Source organism: Gordonia sp. (in: high G+C Gram-positive bacteria), assembly GCF_047600385.1.
GTDB lineage: Bacteria > Actinomycetota > Actinomycetes > Mycobacteriales > Mycobacteriaceae > Gordonia.
Map to the genome: position 1 here is coordinate 3,477,021 of NZ_JASGKZ010000001.1, position 20,334 is coordinate 3,497,354.

Annotated in this window: 19 protein-coding genes and 1 pseudogene; 4 read left to right on the top strand and 16 right to left on the bottom strand. The window is 70.6% G+C overall.

What is annotated here, in order from left to right; genetic code table 11:
• Nucleotides 1-29 precede the first annotated feature (29 nt).
• A pseudogene (locus tag QM809_RS15700) lies at nt 30-867 on the bottom strand (GNAT family N-acetyltransferase).
• A 278-nt stretch (nt 868-1,145) separates the two neighbouring features.
• On the opposite strand from QM809_RS15700, the gene QM809_RS15705 reads away from it, so the two are divergent.
• Nucleotides 1,146-1,682: a nucleotidyltransferase family protein gene (locus QM809_RS15705; protein ID WP_415046650.1), complete on the top strand. Its 537-nt coding sequence runs from the start codon at nt 1,146-1,148 to the stop codon at nt 1,680-1,682.
• Here QM809_RS15705 and QM809_RS15710 read toward each other — a convergent pair.
• The 9 genes from QM809_RS15710 to dxr form a co-directional block, all read right to left on the bottom strand.
• Entirely contained in the window at nt 1,598-2,812 is a 1,215-nt protein-coding gene (locus QM809_RS15710) for an XdhC family protein (protein WP_415046651.1), read from the bottom strand. The two genes, QM809_RS15705 and QM809_RS15710, sit on opposite strands and share 85 nt — an antisense overlap.
• Nucleotide 2,813: 1 nt before the next feature.
• Entirely contained in the window at nt 2,814-3,410 is a 597-nt protein-coding gene (locus QM809_RS15715) for a nucleoside deaminase (protein ID WP_415046652.1), read from the bottom strand.
• A complete protein-coding gene (locus QM809_RS15720) occupies nt 3,397-3,903 on the bottom strand; it encodes a nucleoside deaminase (RefSeq protein WP_415046654.1) in 507 nt (168 codons plus the stop codon). The genes QM809_RS15715 and QM809_RS15720 overlap by 14 nt, the downstream gene beginning before the upstream one ends.
• On the bottom strand, nt 3,900-5,885 hold the full coding sequence (locus QM809_RS15725) for a solute carrier family 23 protein (protein WP_415046655.1): 1,986 nt from the start codon (nt 5,883-5,885) through the stop codon (nt 3,900-3,902). Before QM809_RS15725 ends, QM809_RS15720 begins: the two co-directional genes overlap by 4 nt.
• The gene (locus QM809_RS15730) at nt 5,882-8,785 is read right to left on the bottom strand and encodes a molybdopterin-dependent oxidoreductase (RefSeq protein ID WP_415047117.1); all 2,904 of its coding nucleotides are present in this window, start codon (nt 8,783-8,785) and stop codon (nt 5,882-5,884) included. Before QM809_RS15730 ends, QM809_RS15725 begins: the two co-directional genes overlap by 4 nt.
• Complete coding sequence (locus QM809_RS15735; RefSeq protein WP_415046656.1) at nt 8,785-9,612, bottom strand: FAD binding domain-containing protein; 828 nt, start codon at nt 9,610-9,612, stop codon at nt 8,785-8,787. The genes QM809_RS15730 and QM809_RS15735 overlap by 1 nt, the downstream gene beginning before the upstream one ends.
• 137 nt (nt 9,613-9,749) lie before the next feature.
• Complete coding sequence (locus tag QM809_RS15740; RefSeq protein ID WP_415046657.1) at nt 9,750-10,865, bottom strand: N-acetylmuramoyl-L-alanine amidase; 1,116 nt, start codon at nt 10,863-10,865, stop codon at nt 9,750-9,752.
• Nucleotides 10,866-10,977: 112 nt separating this feature from the next.
• The gene (locus QM809_RS15745; protein ID WP_415046658.1) at nt 10,978-12,186 is read right to left on the bottom strand and encodes a M50 family metallopeptidase; all 1,209 of its coding nucleotides are present in this window, start codon (nt 12,184-12,186) and stop codon (nt 10,978-10,980) included.
• Nucleotides 12,183-13,430 (bottom strand): 1-deoxy-D-xylulose-5-phosphate reductoisomerase, encoded by a 1,248-nt coding sequence (gene dxr, locus QM809_RS15750; protein WP_415046659.1) that lies wholly within the window; start codon nt 13,428-13,430, stop codon nt 12,183-12,185. The genes QM809_RS15745 and dxr overlap by 4 nt, the downstream gene beginning before the upstream one ends.
• A gap of 96 nt (nt 13,431-13,526) precedes the next feature.
• Between dxr and QM809_RS15755 the strand changes: the two genes are divergently transcribed.
• On the top strand, nt 13,527-13,799 hold the full coding sequence (locus QM809_RS15755) for a DUF2631 domain-containing protein (RefSeq protein ID WP_415046660.1): 273 nt from the start codon (nt 13,527-13,529) through the stop codon (nt 13,797-13,799).
• 164 nt (nt 13,800-13,963) lie between these two features.
• On the top strand, nt 13,964-14,350 hold the full coding sequence (locus QM809_RS15760) for a hypothetical protein (RefSeq protein ID WP_415046661.1): 387 nt from the start codon (nt 13,964-13,966) through the stop codon (nt 14,348-14,350).
• 27 nt (nt 14,351-14,377) lie between these two features.
• On the opposite strand, the gene rlmN is transcribed toward QM809_RS15760, so the two are convergent.
• Nucleotides 14,378-15,484 (bottom strand): 23S rRNA (adenine(2503)-C(2))-methyltransferase RlmN, encoded by a 1,107-nt coding sequence (gene rlmN, locus QM809_RS15765; protein WP_415046662.1) that lies wholly within the window; start codon nt 15,482-15,484, stop codon nt 14,378-14,380.
• Nucleotides 15,485-15,514: 30 nt separating this feature from the next.
• Here rlmN and QM809_RS15770 point away from each other — a divergent pair, with 30 nt between their 5' ends.
• The gene (locus QM809_RS15770) at nt 15,515-15,913 is read left to right on the top strand and encodes a LapA family protein (RefSeq protein ID WP_415046663.1); all 399 of its coding nucleotides are present in this window, start codon (nt 15,515-15,517) and stop codon (nt 15,911-15,913) included.
• A 45-nt stretch (nt 15,914-15,958) separates the two neighbouring features.
• Here QM809_RS15770 and QM809_RS15775 read toward each other — a convergent pair whose 3' ends face one another.
• The 5 genes from QM809_RS15775 to rpsB all read right to left on the bottom strand — a co-directional run bounded on the left by QM809_RS15775 (nt 15,959) and on the right by rpsB (nt 20,089).
• Nucleotides 15,959-16,819, bottom strand: coding sequence for a phosphatidate cytidylyltransferase (locus QM809_RS15775; protein WP_415046664.1), 861 nt, complete (start codon nt 16,817-16,819; stop codon nt 15,959-15,961).
• Nucleotides 16,816-17,373 carry a ribosome recycling factor gene (frr, locus tag QM809_RS15780; RefSeq protein WP_415046665.1) on the bottom strand — a complete coding sequence of 186 codons (558 nt, stop codon included), beginning with the start codon at nt 17,371-17,373 and terminating at the stop codon, nt 16,816-16,818. Before frr ends, QM809_RS15775 begins: the two co-directional genes overlap by 4 nt.
• 122 nt (nt 17,374-17,495) lie before the next feature.
• Nucleotides 17,496-18,230, bottom strand: a complete 735-nt coding sequence (gene pyrH, locus QM809_RS15785) for a UMP kinase (RefSeq protein WP_415046666.1) — start codon at nt 18,228-18,230, stop codon at nt 17,496-17,498.
• A 142-nt stretch (nt 18,231-18,372) separates the two neighbouring features.
• On the bottom strand, nt 18,373-19,197 hold the full coding sequence (gene tsf, locus QM809_RS15790; RefSeq protein ID WP_415046667.1) for a translation elongation factor Ts: 825 nt from the start codon (nt 19,195-19,197) through the stop codon (nt 18,373-18,375).
• A gap of 61 nt (nt 19,198-19,258) precedes the next feature.
• Nucleotides 19,259-20,089 carry a 30S ribosomal protein S2 gene (gene rpsB / locus QM809_RS15795; protein WP_415046668.1) on the bottom strand — a complete coding sequence of 277 codons (831 nt, stop codon included), beginning with the start codon at nt 20,087-20,089 and terminating at the stop codon, nt 19,259-19,261.
• Nucleotides 20,090-20,334: the final 245 nt, after the last annotated feature.

The following is a 20,334-nucleotide window of genomic DNA, read 5'->3' on the forward strand; positions in this document are numbered from 1 at the left end:
CGGCGCGCCGCGGCCGTCGAGTCGTCCGGTCAGTCGATGAGCACGGTCGCGAACGTGCCGACCTGCCCGAAACCGACCTTGCGATAGGTCTCGCGGGCGGCGACGTTGAACTCGTTCACGTACAGGCTGGCGATCCGGCCCTGCCGGGCGAGGGCCGCACAGACCGCGGCGGTCCCCCCGGTGGCGTGGCCCCGGCCGCGATACTCCGGATCGGTCCACACCCCCTGGATCTGGCCGACGCGCCGCGACAGCGAGCCCACCTCGGCCTTGAAGACGACGCGCGGACCGTCGAACTTCGCGAAGACCCGGCGCGCCGAGATCAGCGACGCGAGCCGACGACGGTAGGCCCGGCCGCCGTCGCCGGCGCACGGGTCGACGCCCACCTCGCCGATGAACATCTCGACGGCCGCCGGGAAGTAGACGTCGAGGTCGGCGCCGGTCACCAGGCGCACCTCGGGGTCGATCGGCACGGCGGGGAATCCGTCGAGCGCCAGCAGCGGCTGGACGGCGCGGATCTCCCGGGGCGGCCCCCACTCCCCTTCGACGCGGCCCCACAGGCTCATCGCCAGGTGGTCGGGGCCGACCACCGAGGTGCACTGCCGAGGCATTCGAGAGGGCCCGACCGGCGAAGTGGTCGAGTTGTTCCTCGGTGGCCGCCAGCGGCATCAGGTTGGCGCCGGAGAAGCACAGCGAGTCCTCCGGCCGGGACGCCGTCCACAGTTCGCCGCCCAGGAAACGCGGGGTGAGCCCGTAGGCCTCGATCCGCGACGCGATCATGCATCCGGCCACCGGATCGGCGTCGAGCGCCCGTCCCACGGCTTCGGCATTGCGTGCACCCAGCGGCCGATCACGCACCAGTCCGAGCACGGTCCCTCCTCGATTCGCTGGTCATCGCGGTCCCCGCGATGACGTCGACGACGCTTCGAGTCACGGTCAGCCGACCATCACGACCGGGGCGCCGCTTCCAGTCTCTCCCGATTCCTCGGCGATGCGCACGGCTTCTTCGATCAAAGTCTCGGCGATCTGCGCCTCCGGAGCGACCTCGCCGTCCTTCTGCCGCAGCCGTCCGGCGGCGGTGGACGCACCGGCTCCATGCTACCCGCGACACCGACGCACCGGGCCGCGGCGGCGTAGGGTCGGCCACCGTGCGCATTGAGGGACTGCTGCTGGCCGCCGGAGCGGGTCGACGACGCGGCCTCCCCAAGGCCCTCGTCCCGGGCGCGCTGACCGGTGCGATCGAGGCGCTCACCGCGGGTGGCTGCGATCGGGTGACCGTGGTCCTGGGCGCCGCGGCCGACCGGGCCCGGCCCCTGGTGCCCGCCGGCGTCGGGGTGGTCAAGACCGCGGACTGGGCCGACGGGATGAGCGCGTCGCTGCGCGCCGGACTGGCCGCGACGACGGGCGAGGTCGTCGTCGTGCATTCGGTCGACCTGCCCGACGTGGGCCCGGACGTGGTACGACGGCTCCTGGCCCACGCCGGACCCGAGGCGCTCGCCCGCGCGGTCTACGACGGCGTGCCCGGCCATCCGGTGCTGTTCGGCCGCCGTCACGTGGGACCGGCCGCGGCGAGCGCCACCGGCGACCGGGGCGCCCGCGGCTATCTCGCCTCGACCACCGTCCGCGCCGTCGAATGCGGCGACCTCGCCTCCGGCGTCGACGTGGACCTCCCGCCCGCGGAGTGAATCGCGCCCGGCACCGCGGCGAGCGGGCGCCCGGTGCCCCCGCCCCGGTCGGCGAGGATCTCCGCGACGATCGAGACCGCGGTCTCCTGCGGGGTCCGCGCCTGCAGGTCGAGTCCGATCGGGCTGTGCAGCCGGACCAGCGCCTCCTCGGAGACGCCGTCCTCGCGCAGGTCGGCGAGCCTGCGCTCGTGGGTGCGGCGCGACCCCATCGCGCCGAGGTAGCCCGCCGCCCCCGACTCCAGGGCCAGCGTCAGCAGCGGCCGATCGAAGCGCTCGTCGTGGGTGAGCACGCAGACCGCGGTCCGCGCATTGATCCGGCCGGCGGCGAGCTCGTCGGCGAAGTACTCGTGCGGCCAGCGGCGGACCACCTCGTCGGCGGCCGGGAACCGGTCCGGCGCGGCGAACACCGGCCGCGCATTGCACAGCGTGACCCGGTACCCGAGGAAGGCGCCCGCGGCGGTGAGCGCGACGGCGAAGTCGGTGGCCCCGAACACGATCAGACGACGACGCGGCACGAAGACCTGCGTGAACACCCGCACGGTCCCGGCCGCGCACCCCCTCCCGGCCGGAAGGGTGTGCACCCCGCTCTCCCCCGCCGCGAGCAGCGCGGGGAGGGCCGTGAAGATCGCCGCGTCCACCTCCGCCGACCCGGTGCTCCCCCGGCTTCGGCTCTCCCGGCTGCTGTCTTCTGCGACCACCATCCGGGCACCGATCTCGGCCCCGGCCGCGTCCGGCTCGCCGTCGAGCACCGTCACCACCGCGACCGGGACGTCCGCGGCGATCAGTCCGACCAGTTCCCCGAAGCCGGGGAACCGCTCGCCGTCGAACCTGGTGACCAGGACGTCGAGCGTGCCGCCGCAGGTCAAGCCCGCAGCGAGGGCGTCGTCGTCGCTGAAGCCGTAGTGCATCAGCGCGGGGCGGCCGGTGCTCATCGCGTCGACGCACTCGGCGTAGACCGCCGCCTCCACGCAGCCGCCGGAGACCGACCCGATCACCTCCCCGCGCGGGCCGACGGCCATCACCGACCCCACCGGGAGCGGCGCCGACGCCGAGGTGGCGACCACCGTGGCCAGGGCCGCCGGTCTCCCGGAGGTCCACCAGTGTTCGAGTTCGGCGAGTCGTTCACGCATGTCAGGCCAACGCGATGTTCCCGGAGCCCTTGCTCCGCTGGTAGACGGCCGAGAGCTCGGCGTAGGTCTCCTCCAGTTCGGCCAGCAGCTCCGGGGCGGCCTCCTGCGCCGCGGGACGCAGATCGGTGGAGGCGAAGAACGCGTTCTCCCGGTTGTACAGGTCCCGGTCCGGCGCCGGCGCCGCCCGATCGGGGTCGGGCACCGCGTACACCTCGCGGAGGATCGCGATGTCGTAAGGGATCGCGAAGCTCTCGGCCGAGTCCCGATGGCTGAACAGGTACGCGAACTCGTTGAACCCCGCCCACGCGATCCCCGACAGGCACAGCGAGCACGGTTCGTGCGTCGCCAGCAGCAGACAGTCCGCGGGCGCGGGCCGGTCGGTCAGCTCGTAGAACTTCTTGATCGCGTGGATCTCGCCGTGCCAGAGCGGATTGGCGGTCTCGTCGTTGGTCGCCGCAACCACCGTGGACAGATCGTCCTTCCGGACGATCGCCGCGCCGAAGAGCTTGTTGCCCGCGGCCACGCCGTCCCGGGTGAGCGGGACGACGTCGTCGGCGATCACCCGCAGCAGGCGCCGCACTCGATCAGTATCGGACACGGTCCACCTCGGCGTTCCAGGCCGCGAACGGCGCGAAGGCGTTGGCCGGGCGGATCGGGTCGATCACCATCTGCCACTCCGAGCGCGGCCGCGCGAACAGCTCGTAGAACTCGCGGTCGTCGAAGCCGCCGCGCGCCGCGTCCTCCCGGTCGGCCGCGAAGACGACGCGGTCCAGGCGCGCCCACAGCGCCGCCGACAGGCACAGCGGGCACGGCTCGCACGACGTGTACAGCGTGTGCCCGGCGAGCGAGAAGCCGCCGATCACCTGGCACGCCGACCGGATCGCGGTCACCTCGGCGTGCGCAGTCGGATCGTTGTCCCGGGTCACCCGGTTCTGCCCCACCGCCACCGCGACGCCGTGACGGACGACCAACGCGCCGAACGGCCCACCGCCCTCGGCGACGCTCTCGGTCGCCAGATCGATCGCCACGCCGAGCCAGCGGGCATCCTCGTTCTTCGTCGCGGGCCTGGTGCCCCCGAGCCTCGTCGTCATCGTCCGACCTCCGTGAAACGCTGGAACCGGGCCGTCGAGATCGGGTTCGCGTCGGCGACCAGCTTGTTGAATCGATGGTTGAAGATCTTGGAGATCTCGATCAGCGTCTCCTGGCGTTCGGCGGCGACCGAGTTGTCCATCCGCGCCCAGTACGAGCCGAGCATCTGCGCATAGCTCGCTTCGTCGCGTTCGGAGATGATCAGCGGGAAGCCGAACTTCTCGCGATGCGCCTTGGCCACCTCGATCAGCTCGTCGTGCTCGGTGTACGAGGGCTGCCCGAACAGCGGATCGATGCTGGCCATGGCCTCGGCCTGCTCGTCCGGATCGTCCGAACCGAAGTCAGCGTACGAGTCGATCAGCGCGTCCTGCTCGTCGTTGGTCGCCGTGAGCAGGGCGTCCTGGAACGCCTCGCCGAGGGCCATCGGCGAGGCGAACGGCCGCAGCCCGTAGACCACGTCCAGCGCCCAGTCCTGGCCCTGGACCACAGCGGCGAAGGTGTCGCCGAACTCCTCCCGGCTCATCTCGTTGATCTCGTCGAGGTGGATCAGGTCGCCGTCGCTGCCGGTGGTGACCGCGGGGCCGCGATCGCGGCCGATGTGGAAGAAGACCAGGTTCAGCAGGATCGTCGTGAACGCGCCGGCCGCGATACCGCCCGAGAAGTACCACTCGAGCCACGACGGCACCGCCTGGGTGACGCCCGGGAAGGCCATCACGTACATGCCGACGGCGATGCCGGTGCCGGCGACGATCAGGTTGCGGTGATCGTTGAAGTCGACGCCGCCGAGCAGCTGGATGCCGACCACGGCGACGGCGGCGAACAGCATCAGGGCCGAACCGCCCAGGACCGGTTCCGGGATCAGCGAGACCACGGCCGCGGCCTTCGGGAACAGGCCGAGGACGATCATGAAGACCGCGGCCGTCGCCACGATCCAGCGGCTCTTGACACCGGTGACGCGGACCAGGCCGATGTTCTCCGAGAAGCAGGTGTACGGGAACGAGCCCATGCTGCCGCCGATGGTCGTCGAGACGCCGTCGGCCCGCAGCGCCGCCGCGACGTCGTCCTGCGCGACGCGCCGGTCGACGATCTCGCCGACGGCGTACAGGCTGCCGATGGTCTCGACGGCGGTGATGGTCATGACCAGGAGCACCAGGATCACGCCGGAGAGCGTCACCTGCGGCATGCCGAAGTGGAACGGGGTGGAGAACCAGAACCAGCCGGCCTCCTTCACCGGGGTGAAGTCGGTGTCCTGGGTGAGGAACCAGACCACCGATCCGCCGACCAGGCCGAGCAGCACGGCGATGGTCGCCAGGAAGCCCGTGAAGAAGCGCTGCAGCACCAGGATCGTGATGATCGTGCCGATCGCGAAGTAGAAGTTGATCGAGCTCGACGGATCGCCGTGCCCGCCTTCGGAGGCACCCATCACCGGGTACGACCAGTCGAAGCCGGGCAGCCCCAGCTGGCCGCCGATGGCGTGGTTGGCGGCCACCGGCATGAGCGTCACGCCGATGATCGTGAGCACCGTGCCGGTGACGACCGGCGGGAAGAACCGGACGATCTTCGCGATGTACGGCGCGAGCAGGAAGAAGAGGATGCCGGAGACGATCACCGCGCCGAAGATGAACGGCAGCGCCGCCGATCCGCCGCCGTGGTCGAAGCCGATCGCGATGAGCGGGGCGACGCCGGCGAAGGCGACACCCTGCAGCAGCGGCAGCTGCACGCCGATCCGGAACCGGCCGATCTTGATGCCGACGGCCTGCAGCAGCGAGGCGATGCCGCAGGTGAGCAGATCGGCCTGGATCAGTTTGATCATGTCGGCGCCGGAGACGCCGAGCGCGCCGCCGATGATGATCGGCACGATCACCGCGCCCGCGTAGAACGCGGCCACGTGCTGGAATCCGTAGGTCAGGAGTCTGGGTACCGGTGGCACCTCGTCGACCGGATCGATACGCGGCGGGGTCGTCGCCGCTTCCGCTGTACTCATGCCTGAGCTCCTTCGTTGTTCTGCATCGTCGGACGGTGCCGGGGAGGGGGTGCCGATTCGGGCGGGTGCGCCGGATCGGGGGTGACCGTCGGGTCGGGTGGTGCGGTCGGGTCGGGCGGGGTGCCGGTGCCCCGGAGCGTCCGGGCCAGGCGCCAGATCCGGTCGCGGGACATCGGGAGTTCGTACGGCCGGGTGCCCAGCGCCCGCGTGATCGCGTTGGCCAGCGCCGGGGCGACGGGGTTGTACGGGGACTCGCTCATCGACTTGGCGCCGAACGGCCCGAGGTCGTCGTGCGTCCGCGCGAAGATCACCGCGGTGTCGGGGACGTCGGCGGTCTGCGGCATCCGGTAGGTGCGCAGGACGGGCGTCACCACGCGTCCGGCGCCGTCGAGCATGATCTCCTCGTAGAGCGCCGAACCGATGCCCTGCGCCACCCCGCCCTCGATCTGGCCGCGGCACTGCGCGGGGTTCACCACGGTCCCGGCGTCGGCGCCGTGGATCGAGTCGAGGATGCGCACGGTGCCGGTCTCGGTGTCGACGGCGACGCGGAAGCCCTGCACGTTGAAGGCGATCGACCGGAAGGCTCCGTCCTCGGAGCCCTCGGCGACGACGTGCGCATTGTCGCGGTGTTCGACGCCGACCGCCGTCCGCAGGCGCCCGAATCCGAGCACGCCGTCGCGGGTGTGGACGCCGTCGGACCGCAGTTCGGGGGCGGGGTCGCCGGTCAGGGCGACCGCGGCCGCCAGCAGGAGTTCCTTGAGACGCACGGCCGCGGCGTGCACCGCCTTGCCCGCGACCGTGGTGCCCGCCGAGGCGAAGGCCCCGGTGTCGTACGGCGCGGCATTGGTGTCGCCGTGGTGCAGGCGGATCCGGTCGGGTGCGGTGTTCAGCGCGGTGGCCACGAGCTGGACGTGCACCGTCGTCGTCCCGTTGCCGAATTCGGCGGTGCCCACTCCGATCGAGTAGATGCCGTCGTCGTCGACGCGGACGGTGGCGCGGGCGAAGTGTCCGCGCGGGGCCATGGTGGCGATGGCCGAGAGCGCGATGCCCTCGCCCACCCGCCAGCGGTCGGCCCGGTATTCGGCCGGGACGTCCCCGGCCGTGTCGGCGAGCCCCCGCTCCACCGCGTCCAGGCACTGATCCAGGCCGTAGCTGCCGTAGAGCAGGTCCTCCTCGGGTTCGGGGTGCGCGATGAGCAGCGGGTCGCCGTCGTCGACCATGTTGCGACGGCGCAGCGTGTACGGGTCGATGCCGAGGTCGAGGGCGAGCTGGTCCATCGCCGATTCGACGGCGAAGATCACCTGGCCGAGGCCGTAGCCGCGGAACGCGCCCGACGGCGGATTGTTGGTGTAGACGGTCTCGGCGTCGACCCGCCGCACCGGGCAGCGGTACACCGACACCGATTCGGCGCAGCCGTGGAACATCACGCCCGGCGAGTGGTTGCCGTAGGCGCCGGCGTCGGTGAGCACGTCCACGTGCATGGCCGTGAGGACGCCGTCGCAGTCGGCCCCGAGGCGGACCCGCACCCGGAACGGGTGCCGGTGGGTGGTGCGGGTCAGCTCCTCGGTGCGGGTCATCTCGTAGGCGACGGGCTTGCCGGTGCGCAGCACCGCGAGGGCCACCAGGTCTTCGGTGAGCAGTTCCTGTTTGCCGCCGAAACCGCCGCCGACCCGCGCGGTGAACACCCGGATCGACTCCTTGTCCAGGCCGAGGAGGTAGGCGAGCTCGTCGCGGACCAGGAACGGCACCTGCGTGCTGCTGCGCAGCGTCAGGCGGCCGTCGTCGGCGATCCAGCCCAGGGTGCCGTGCGTCTCGAGCTGCGCGTGGGAGACGCGCGAGGTGCGCCACTCCCCTTCGACGGTCGCCGCCGACGCCGCGAGCGCCTGCTCGACGTCGCCGCCGTAACCGTCGTGCAGGGCCGCGATCACGTTGCGCTGCGCATCGGCGACCCGCTCGGCCTCTCCCAGATCGGGATGGATCGGGGGCGCGCCGGGGCTCCGGGCCTGTTCGGGGTCGTACACGGCGTCGAGGGGCTCGTAGACGACGTCGATGCGGCGCGTCGCCAGTTCCGCGGTCCCGGGGTCGACGGCGATCACCGCCGCGACGCGCTGCCCGCGGAACCGGACCACCGAGTCGAAGACCAGGGTGTCGTCGGGGTCGTCGGTGCGGAACTCGTGGCGGGCGGTGGAGAACCGCGGGGTGTGCACGTTCTCGTGCGTCAACACCAGTTCGACGCCGTCCATCGCCTCGGCGGCGGAGGTGTCGATCGAGACGATGCGGGCGTGGGCGTGCGGCGACCCGAGGACCTTGACGTGCAGGAGGCCTTCCGGGGCGACGTCGAAGGTGTACGGCTCGGTGCCGGTGACGACCCGGGTCGCGGCGAGCGGCCGCAGGGAGCAGCCGACTCCCTGCCAGTCGGGCGTCTTCTCGCGCCGGTCGAGATCTCGGTTCAGCTCGATCGACGGCTCCGCCGAGACCGCCCCGCGGATCGCCTCCCGGATCGGCCGGTAGCCCGTGCAGCGGCAGAGGTTGCCCTTCATCTTGCGGTCGAGGTCGTCGACGTCGTCGGTGGTGAGCGTCGAGGCCGTCACGATCATGCCCGCGGTGCAGAATCCGCACTGGAACGCGAAGCCGTCGGCGAAGGCCGCCTGCATGGGATGCAGCGCGTCGGGGGTGCCGAGGCCGCTCACCGTGGTCACCTCGCGGCCCTGCGCCCGCACGGCCGGGTAGATGCACGAGTGGACCGGCACACCGTCCACCAGGACGCCGCACGCGCCGCAGTCGCCGGCGTCGCAGCCCTTCTTCACCTCGAAGTGCCCGTGTTCACGCAGCAGGGTACGCAGGCACTGCCCGGGTCGCGGCTGCGCGTCGACCGGTTCGGAGTTCACGACGAGGTCCATCACGCGGCCCCGTCCAGCAGATCGCCGCCGGTCAGCTCGTCGAGGATCTCCGCCGCGAGCACCCCGGCCACGCCCCGGCGCCAGTCGGCCGCGCCGAGCGGGTCGGTGTAGTAGCCGTCGAGGGCGGCGACGTCGGCCCGCAGCACGCCGTCCTCGGGCGGAGCCGGGTAGCGCAGCACCCGCGGTGCGGTGGTGGCCGCGGTGACGCCGAAGGTCGTCGTGCCGTCGACGTCGCGGCGGCCGGTCACCACCGCACCCGAGCGGCCCAGCTGGGCCAGCGCGATCTTGCGGAACCCGGTCCGGGCCCGCAGCGCGTACCCCGGCAGGTCGAGGGCGCGGAGCACCTCCCCCGGGGCGAGGTCGTTCAGTCCGTTGCCGGTGACCAGGTCGGCCACCGGCACCCGGCGCTCACCGCCGTCGGGCGTCCAGATCAGGGCGACCCCGTCCAGGGCGACGGCCAGCGAGACCATCGACGCCGCGGCGAAGGAACGGCAGACGTTCCCGCCGACGGTCGCGGTGTGCCAGATCTTGAACGACGCGAGGAGCGCGTTCGCGCAGTCGGCGAAGAGCCGCTGGGCGGGCCACTCCGGGCGGAGCGGGAGCGCGACGAGCTCGGCGACGGTGCACGTGGCGGCGATGCGCAGTCCGTCGTCGAGGTCCTCGAACAGCGGCCACCCCAGGCCGGTGACGTCGACCAGTCCGGTGACGCCCGGTTGCGGCTCGGAGAACATCCAGGTGCCGCCGGCCACGAACACCTCGCCCGGGGCGAGGGCGAGATCGCCGCGCTCGGTGGCGACCCGGTAGTCGCGGACGTCGTAGAGATCCATGGGTCAAGCACACCCAGGATTTGTCACCGTTCTGTTTCGCCGATGTGGCCGACAGGAACGCGTTTGTCATCGTTTCCGGGGGCGTTTGGAGGATCCGCCGACGTCGTTCGGCGGGGCCGCCCGGGCGCTGGTGTTTCCTACCGTCCGTCCGGGTCCGGGTCGCCTCCGCGCCGATCCTGCAGCACCGATGCGGGCACGACCATCGACGGCGAGAACACGAGCCGGTCGTACTGGAAGTCCTGCGCGATGAAGCCGCCGTCGAGCTCGCGCTCGTCGGAGGTCGGGTACCCGGCCGGGCCGTTCTCATACCCGGACTGCGCCCAGTGCTCGCCGATCCTCCCGAACACCGGGTATCCGCGCTCGTCGGCATCCCTCTTGTAGAGCACGCCTCGCTCGAACGCCTGGACCGCACCGAGGTCGCCGCGCGGGTTCTTCGTCAGCCGCGTGAACTCGCGGGCCGGGAACCCGAGTGCGCCGCCGGTGCCGCCGCGCCGCTGGTACTCCTCCAGCAGGACGCCGCGCGGCACCGCGTGCGCGCCCGTCGCCTTCGACCAGTAGACGACGGCGTTCTCGAACTCGACCGCCCGGCCGCCGCCGCCCGGCGGGCCGACGGGCACCTCCGTCCCGGCCTTCGTCACCCGCTTCCCGATCCAGGTGTTCGCCGACTGCGCGGCGTAGTGGTCGATCTCGCTGCGCACCGGGGCGGGCGGACGGCCCGCGAGAAGGGCCGCGACGCGGCGTCGTTCGTCGACCATGTCGAACGGGTAGGGGTCGATCTTGCCCTGGATCTTGGCGTACTCCTTGTGCGCGACGACGCCGTCCGCACCCCGCCCGAGCCTGCGCAGGATCGCGGCGGTGCCGATCCGGTAGGCCTCCCGCTGCACCTGCGGCCACTCCTGGCCGCGCCCGTCGTTGACGGCCTCGATGCCGATCGCATGCCAGTTCGCGTTGTTCGTCGGCAGCCCCGGCCACGACCCGACGCCCGCATGCCAGGCGACGCCGGCCGCGATGATCCGGTAGGTGCCGTCCCGCTCGAGCACCAGTTGGGCGAGCGGACCCGCCATGCCGTTGGTGCCGTTCTGCACCAGCACCCAGTCCTGCGGGCCGCCGCCGGCGGTGTGATGCCACATCACGTGCGTGATGGTCAGGAAATCACCGTGGCCCCGGTCCCGCCATCCCGGCTGCTCGATCACCTTGCAGCCGGCGCCGCGCAACACCTCCGGCAACCAGATCGGGTCTCCACTCCACGCCATCTCGTGCTCCTTCGTCGTCGGTTCCGGCTGTCGTCGGGTGAGATCGACCGTAACGACATCGACGCCCGATCACGGTGACACCGCAGATCAGCGCTTTCCGCCGTACCGGTCGTCAGAAGACCTTGATGGGATTGATGATGTCGGCGGTGAGGGTGAGCACCATGAACGCCGCCATCACCGCCACCACGCCGTAGGTCAGCGGCAGCAGCCGGTAGTAGTCGACCGGGCCGACGGCGGCCTTGCCGAATCGGCGCCGGACCACGTCGCGGCACCTCTCGTACAGCGCGATCGCCATGTGCCCGCCGTCGAGCGGCAGCAGCGGGACCAGGTTGAACGCGCCGAGGAAGAAGTTCACGCTGATCAGCAGCAGGAAGAAGACGTCCCAGTAGCCGCGTTCGGCGGCCTCGCCGCCCAGCACCGAGGCGCCGTACACGCTGACCGGGGTGTCCGGGTCGCGTTCGCCGCCGGTGACGGCGGTCCACAGCTTGCCCACCTTGGACGGCAGCGAGATGAGCGCCTTCCACGTCTCGGCGAACATGTCGCCGGTGAAGCTCACCGCGCCGCCCCACACGGTCAGCGCGTCGTAGTCGCGGACGGTGTCCTGGTGCAGGCTGACGCCGATCGCGCCGACCGTCACCGGTGAGAGCGTCTCGTCCGGGTTCTGCGTCATGCGCTGCACCCGGGTCACCGGCACCGTCAGATCCCGCGTGTCCTCGCCGCGCTGCACGGTGAGCCGCAGTTCCCCGGTGGTGGCCTGCACCTTCTTGACCAGGTCCGGCGAACCCGTCACCGAATGACCGTTCACGGCCAGGATCCGGTCGCCCGACCGCAGGCCCGCGGCCGCGGCGGGCGCCGGGCCGGTGCAGTCGACCGGCCGTCCCTTCGCATTGGTCGTCGGTGCGACGCACCCGATCTCGGTGGCGTACACCGGTTTGTCCCCGAGGATGGGGAGCCCCCACACCAGCGCGACGCCGATCACCAGCACGAACGCGAAGACGAAGTTCTGTGCGGGCCCGGCGAACAGCACCGTCAGGCGCTTCCAGGTGGCCTGCCGGTACATCGCCCGATCGCGGTCCTCCTCGGCCAGCTCGTCGTGCGGCGTCATCCCGGCGATGTCGCAGAAACCGCCGAGCGGGATCGCCTTGATGCCGTACTCGGTCTCCCCGCGCCGGGTGGACCACAGGGTGGGACCGAATCCGACGAAGTAGCGGCGGACCTTCATCCCCGTCGCCTGCGCGGCCCACATGTGACCGCATTCATGCCAGGCGATGGAGATCAGCAGTGCCAGCGCGAACGCCACCACACCGAGAACGAAACTCACGTCTTCCTTGCCCTGTCTATCCCGCTCGCCGCACCCGGGCGAGGTCGCCGCGCCACGAGTGCGGCGGCCCGCTGCCGCGCCCACGCGTCGGCGGCCAATACCTCGTCCACAGTACCGGGTGCAGAAGTCCACCGATCCGCCTGCGCCAGCACGTCGACGATGATCGCGACGATGTCCGGGAAGGCGATCGCCCCCGCGAGGAAGCCCGCCGCCGCGACTTCGTTGGCCGCGTTGTAGATCGCGGTGAGACCGCCGCCCGCCTCCCCCGCCTGCCGGGCCACGCGAACGGCCGGGAACACCTCGTCATCGACCGGTTCGAAGGTCCACTCCGATGCGGTGGACCAGTCGCAGGCGGCCGACGATCCCGGCACCCGGGCCGGCCCTCCGAGGGCGAGCGCGATCGGCAGCTTCATCGACGGCGGCGACGCCTGCGCGATGGTCGCGCCGTCGACGAAGGTCACCATCGAGTGCACGATCGACTGCGGGTGCACGGTGACGTCGATCCGGTCGTAGGGGACGCCGAACAGCAGGTGCGCCTCGATCACCTCGAGCGCCTTGTTCACCAGCGTCGCCGAGTTGAGGGTGTTCATCGGCCCCATCGACCAGGTCGGGTGCTCGCCCGCCTGTTCGGGAGTCGCCTCCCTCACCTGCGCGGCGGTCCAGCCGTGGAACGGTCCCCCGGAGGCGGTGAGCACCAGTCGGTCCACCTCGTCGGCGGTCCCGCCGCGCAGGCACTGGGCGATCGCCGAGTGCTCGGAGTCGACGGGCACGATCTGGCCGGGCGACGCGGCGGCGAGCACCAGCGCACCGCCTGCCACCAGCGACTCCTTGTTCGCCAGCGCCAGCCGGGCACCCGACTCCAGCGCCGCCAGACTCGGCCGCAGACCGATCGAGCCGACGACGCCGTTGAGGACCACGTCCGCCTCGGTCGCCTCGATCAGCTCCACCAGCGCGTGCTCGCCGCCGAACACCCGGCCGCCCAGCCGGTCGCCGAACGCGGCGGCCGCGTCCTCGTCGGCGACGGCGAGCGCACCGGCCGCCAGTCCGGTCGCGGCCGCCTGCCGGGCGAGCAGATCGAGGTTTCCGCCGCCGGCGCCGAGCCCGACCACCTCGAACCGTTCGGGGTGGTCGGCGATCACCTCCAGCGCCTGAGTGCCGACCGAACCCGTCGAGCCGAGGACCAGGACCCGGTGCCGGGAACCGGGCGGCCGGTCCGCCGCAACACGTGTCGTCACACCGGTCATTGTCGCGTACGACGGTCGGGTTATGCTGTAGCCCTAGCTACTACCGGTCGTCATACATCGGTATTTCCATCTGACCCCGACACCGAGGAGTTCGAAGTGGCAAGCACCGAGGTCGATTACGTCGATACCGGCTGGGTTCGCGAGGATCCGGACGCGCCCTCGGCGCGTTTCGGCTGGTCGGGCACGGCCCCGCGCACCTACGCGATCGCGTCCTTCATCAGCGGTCTGATCATGTTCGGCATGCTGATCGGCAACCACCACGGTCACGTCGAAGACATCTTCCTGGTCGGCATCGGCATCGTGCTGATCGCCTTCCCGCTCTACAAGCTGCGCCCCAAGAAGAACGAGTGGAAGCGCCACGGCAAGTAGCCGCACCCCGTTCGAGACGATCAGCCGCCCCGGTCCACCGGGGCGGCTGATCGCATCGCGGGGTCCGGCCGCCACCGGCGCATGACAGCGATTCTTCAGGTGCCCGAAGCGACCATGGACTCACCGCACCGGACGACGCCGGTGCCCACCCGAGAAGAGGCGCGATGACGAACCCGACCGACGACCGGAACCCCGACGAGACCGGCACCGCCGAAGCGAGCACCACCGAAACGAGCACCGACGAGAAGGACTCCGGCCCCGTCCTCGCCGACCGGATCCCGCACGCCGTGGCGCCCGACCCGGTGCCCGCGGCCCCGCGACCCGGCAGCCGTCTCCGCGAGATCGGATGGAAGATCGGCGGCGGTCTCACCGCGGCCGCGGCCCTGCTGCTGATCGGCGCCGGCGGCGGCTACGTCGTCGGTCGGGAGTTCGATGGCACCCACGACGGCGAGAGTCATCACAGCCGGTACGACGATCACCGCACCGGCGACGGTCACGACGACGGCGAGAGTCACCACGACGGCGAGGGCGACGACGAATCCGACCGCTGACGCGGGCCCGCGGGTGCGCCGCCGGGTCTACTTCTCCTCGGCCGCCAGCTGACCGCAGGCGGCGGCGATCTCCTGGCCCCGGGTGTCGCGCACCGTGCACGAGACGCCCTGTTCGCGGACCCGACGCACGAACTCGCGCTCGACGTCCTTCGGGCTGGCATCCCATTCCGAGCCCGGTGTCGGGTTCAGCGGGATCAGGTTCACGTGCACCATCGAACCGAGCGCCCGGTGCAGCTTCTTCCCGAGCATGTCGGCGCGCCACGGCTGATCGTTCACCTCTTTGATCAGCGCGTACTCGATGGAGACGCGGCGGCCGGTGGTGTCGGCGTAGTAGCGCGCGGCGTCGAGCACCTCCTGCACGGACCAGCGGTTGTTCACCGGCACCAGGGTGTCGCGCAACTCGTCGTCGGGCGTGTGCAGCGAGACGGCGAGGGTGACCGGGATGCCCTCGTCGGCCAGTTTCCGGATCGCCGGAGCCAGGCCGACCGTCGAGACGGTCACCGAGCGTGCGGAGATGCCCAGACCGTTCGGTTCGGGCGAGGTGATCTTCCGGACCGCGTCGACCACGCGCTTGTAGTTGGCCAGCGGCTCGCCCATGCCCATGAAGACGATGTTCGAGAGCCGGCCGGGTTCGCCGACGTCGCCGTCGCGCAGGGCGCGGGCCGCGGCCCGCACCTGGTCGATGATCTCCGCCGTCGACAGGTTCCGGTCGAGTCCGCCCTGGCCGGTGGCGCAGAACGGGCAGGCCATGCCGCAGCCGGCCTGTGAGGAGATGCACAGGGTGTTGCGGTCGGAGTAGCGCATCAGCACCGATTCGAGCAGCGTGCCGTCGTGCAGACGCCAGAGCGTCTTGCGGGTGGTTCCGTCGTCGCACGAGACGTGCCGGACGGCGGTCATCAACGTCGGGAAGAGGGCGGCTCCGACGTCGTCGCGGATACCGGCGGGGAGGTCGGTCATCTCGGCGACGTCGGCGTTGAGCCTGCCGTAGTACTGCTTGGCCAGCTGATTGGCCCGGAACTTCGGCAGACCCAGCTCCGCCACCGCCGCGATCCGTCCGGCCTCGTCGAGGTCGGCGAAATGCGTCGGCGGCTTGCCGCGCCGGGGCGCGGAGAAAACAAGGGGAAGGCTGGTCACACGACCATTCTCTCATGCGATGATGACCCGATGAGCACTCCAGAGACGCACGACGACCCCGCCGCCGTTCCGGCACCCCGTGTTCCCGCCCCGGTCGACGACGCCTCCGGTCCCGAACGCCGGGCGCTCAGCGAGGCCCGACGACAGGTGCGCAGCGTCGCCCACACGCGGTCGCGGGCCACCTACTTCGGGTGGGTTGTCGGCATCGTCGTGACGATCCTGCTCCTGGTCTTCATCCTGCGGAACCAGGGCTCCCAGGACATCGACCTGCTGTTCTGGAAGGTCCGGCTCCCCGTCGGGGTGAGCCTGTTGATCGCCGCGCTGCTCGGCGCGATCATCACCCTGGCGATCAGCGCCGCGCGGATCATGGAGCTGCGCCGCGCCCTCAACAGGGTCGACAAGGCGCGCCGGAACGCGGCCGCGAAGTAACCGACGCGACGCTCTCCGGTACGTGTCCCGGAGAGCGTCGTTCCGCTACAGCAGTGCGGTGAGCACGCACCAGGTGACGAACGCACCCGGCAGCAGCGAGTCGATGCGATCGATGATGCCGCCGTGCCCCGGCAGCAGCGTGCCCATGTCCTTGATCCCGAGATCCCGTTTGATCTGGGATTCGATCAGGTCGCCGAACGTCCCGACGATCACCAGCACCGGGCCGAGGACCAGGCCGATCCACCACTGGGCGTCGAGCATCCAGTGCATGCAGCACACCGCGCCGATCGTGGAGAACAGGATCGAACCGGCCAGACCCTCCCACGACTTCTTCGGGCTGATCGCCGGGACCATCGGATGCCTGCCGAACAGGACGCCCGCGGTGTAGCCGCCGACGTCCGAGCAGACCAGCACGATCAGGAAGGTGAAGACCCGGTAACGGCCGCCGTCGGGATCGTCGGCGAGCCCCTGCTGGACCATGTCGACGGCGAACACCGCCATCAGCGGGATCCAGGCGAGGACCAGCAGGGAGAGCGCGGCATCGCGCGTGTACTCGTGCGGCGCCGCCGACAGCCCCTGGGCGAACAGCTTCCAGGCGAGGACGGCCAGGGCGGTTCCGGCGAACGCGACCAGCGCACCGTCCAGCCCCCACGGCCACGTGGACCAGACGACGGCCTGGCCGCCGATCAGGAGCGGGATCAAGGCGACGTGACGACCGCCTTCGCGCAGCCGCGCGGCCACCTCCCAGGTGGCGATCGCGACGGCCACCGCGACCACCGGGAACCAGCCGCGGGGGACGAAGGCCAGCACCGCGATGAGCCCGGCACCGAGTCCCACGCCCACGCCGATGGCCGCGGGGAGGTTGCGTCCGGCCTTGGACGCCTTCGGCTGCGGATCGGTGGTCATACTTCGAGCAGCTCGGCTTCTTTGTGCTTCACGACCTCGTCGACCTGCTGGGTGTAGGTGTCGGTGGTCGTCTGGATGTCCTTCTCGGCCCGCTTCACCTCGTCCTCGCCCGCCTCGCCGTCCTTCTGGATGCGGTGCAGTTCTTCGACGGCCTTGCGGCGGACGTTGCGGATCGCGATCTTGGCGTCCTCGCCCTTGCCGCGGGCCTGCTTGCCCAGGTCGCGGCGGCGCTCCTCGGTGAGCTGCGGGATCGCCACGCGGATCACGTTGCCGTCGTTGGTCGGGTTCACGCCCAGGTCGGAGTTCCGGATGGCGGTCTCGACGTCGCCCATGATCGACTGCTCGTACGGCTTGATGACGATCATGCGCGGCTCGGGCGCGTTGATGCTCGACACCTGTGTGATCGGGGTGAGAGCACCGTAGTACTCCACCATCACCTTGTTGAACATCGCCGGGTTGGCGCGGCCGGTGCGGATGGAGGTCATCTCGTCACGCAGATGCGCGACGGCCTTCTCCATCTTCTCCTCGGCGTCGAGCAGGGTCTCGTCGATCATCGTCGTCCTATCACTGGTCTGGCAGGTGTGTCGGGATTCGCTGGGCGGGTCGTGCTGGGGTCGATCTCGTGCTGGGGTCGATCGCGGTCCACTGCGGGACCGTCACCGGGCGGGTACGACGGTCAGGACGAGACCAGGGTGCCGATGCTCTCTCCCGCGACCGCACGGGCGATGTTGCCGCGCTCGAGGAGATTGAACACCAGAATCGGCATGTTGTTGTCCATACAGAGTGAGAAAGCCGTCGCGTCGGCCACCTTGAGCTCCTTGTCCAGGACCTCGCGGTGGGTGATCTCGCGGTACAGCTCCGCATCCGGGTCGGTCCGCGGATCGTCCGAGTAGACGCCGTCGACGGCCTTGGCCATCAGCACTGCCTCCGCCTTGATCTCCAGGGCGCGCTGAGCCGCGGTGGTGTCGGTGGAGAAGTACGGCATGCCCATACCCGCGCCGAAGATCACCACACGCCCCTTCTCCAGGTGCCGGACCGCGCGCAGCGGCAGGTACGGCTCGGCGACCTGCCCCATGGTGATCGCGGTCTGGACGCGGGTGTCGATCCCCCGCTTCTCCAGGAAGTCCTGCAGAGCGAGGCAGTTCATCACGGTGCCGAGCATGCCCATGTAGTCCGAGCGCGCCCGGTCCAGGCCGCGCTGCTGGAGTTCGGCGCCGCGGAAGAAGTTGCCGCCGCCGATCACGATGCCCACCTGGACGCCGCTCTGCACCACCTCGGCGATCTGGTCGGCGACCATGGCGACCACGTCCGGGTCGAGTCCGACCGAGCCGCCACCGAACATCTCGCCGCCGAGCTTCAGCAACACCCTGCTGAATCCTTCGCGCTGTACAGGTGCCTGTGGCTGCGTCATCGTGCCCCTTCGTCGGTGATGGACAGGGTCTGGCCGACCGATGGCCAAACTCTCCTGATCATAGTGGTGAATCGCCCCGAGAAACACTTCGGCCCCGCCGCGTCCGGTGAGGACACGGCGGGGCCGGGTGTTCGGCGGACCGTCAGGCCTGGCCGACCTCGAAGCGGGTGAACGCGACGACGGCGGCGCCGGCCTCGTCCAGGATCGCCTTCACGGTCTTCTTGGAGTCGGTGACCGACGGCTGATCCACCAGGACGACGTCCTTGTAGAAGCCGTTGACGCGACCCTCGACGATCTTCGGCAGCGCCTTCTCCGGCTTGCCCTCGGCCTTGGCGGTCTCCTCGGCGATACGACGCTCGTTCGCGACGACGTCCTCGGGGACGTCGTCCCGCGAGGCGTACTTCGCCTTGAGTGCGGCGACCTGCATGGCGGCACCGCGCGCGGCCTCGGCCGCGGCGTCGCCCTCACCGGTGTAGGAGACCAGGACGCCGACGCTCGGCGGCAGGTCCGATGCACGCTTGTGCAGGTAGACGGCGACGGGGCCCTCGTACGCGGCGACGCGACGCAGGACCAGCTTCTCGCCGATCTTGGCCGAGAGGCCCTCGACGGCGGCGGCCACGGTGCCCTCGCCCAGCGGTGCGGCCAGGAGCGCCTCGACGTCGCTGGAGCGCAGCTCGACGGCCGCACCCAGGACGTCCTCGGCCAGCTTCTGGAACTCGTCGTTCTTGGCGACGAAGTCGGTCTCGGCGTTCAGCTCGATCATGACGCCGTCGCGGGCGGCGACCAGGCCCTCGGCGGTGGCGCGCTCGGCGCGCTTGCCGACGTCCTTGGCACCCTTGATGCGGAGCTCTTCGACTGCCTTGTCGAAGTCACCGTCGTTGTTGGCCAGGGCGTTCTTGCAGTCGAGCATGCCCGAGCCGGTCAGTTCGCGCAGACGCTTGACGTCTGCCGCGGTGTAGTTCGCCATGGGTGGCGACTCCCTTCGGAGAAGAAGTGGGTGGGTTCTGACGTGATCAGCCTAGAGGCGATCACTCAGCGGCGGGCACCTCGGCGGCAGGCGCTTCGGCGGCGGGCTCCGCGGCGGCCTCGGGAGTGGCGAGCAGATCCTGCTCCCACTCCGCGAGCGGCTCGCCCTCGCCGGTCTCCGGCTTGGCGTCGCCCGAGGCCTTGCCCGCGCGGGCCTGCACGCCCTCGGCGACGGCGGTGGCGATGACGCGGGTCAGCAGCGCGGTGCTGCGGATGGCGTCGTCGTTCGCCGGGATCGGGTAGTCGACCAGGTCGGGGTCGCAGTTGGTGTCCAGGATCGCGATGACCGGGATGTTCAGCTTGCGGGCCTCGCCGACGGCGATGTGCTCCTTGTTGGTGTCGACGACCCAGAGAGCCGAGGGGACCTTGGCCATGTCGCGGATGCCGCCGAGCGTGCGCTCGAGCTTGTTCTTCTCACGCGTGAGCATGAGGATCTCTTTCTTGGTGCGACCCTCGAAGCCACCGGTCTGCTCCATGGCCTCCAGCTCCTTCATGCGCTGGAGACGCTTGTGCACGGTGTTGAAGTTGGTGAGCATGCCGCCCAGCCAGCGCTGGTTGACGTAGGGCATGCCGACGCGGGTCGCCTCCGCGGCGATCGACTCCTGCGCCTGCTTCTTGGTGCCGACGAAGAGCACGGTGCCGCCGTGGGCGACGGTCTCCTTGACGAACTCGTAGGCGCGATCGATGTAGGTCAGCGTCTGCTGCAGATCGATGATGTAGATGCCGTTGCGGTCGGTGAAGATGAAACGCTTCATCTTCGGGTTCCAGCGACGGGTCTGATGTCCGAAGTGGGCGCCGCTGTCGAGCAGCTGCCGCATGGTCACGACTGCCATGGGTATTCCTTTTTCTCGGTTTCACCGGTCGTCGGTCGACGCCGGTCCTGGCGTCCGCGGGCAGACCGGCCCGGGATCCCGGGACCGCAGGGTGCTGCCGTGGTGTCCGGCACGGATGCCGGACGCGCGAACGCGCGAAGTCATCCCGCCGGAGAGACCGGTGGGATGCAGTGATCGACTCTACGCCGCGACACGCCGAAGGAGCAAAAGGGATCCGGATCGGCCTCCGCTGCGTCTGATCTGTA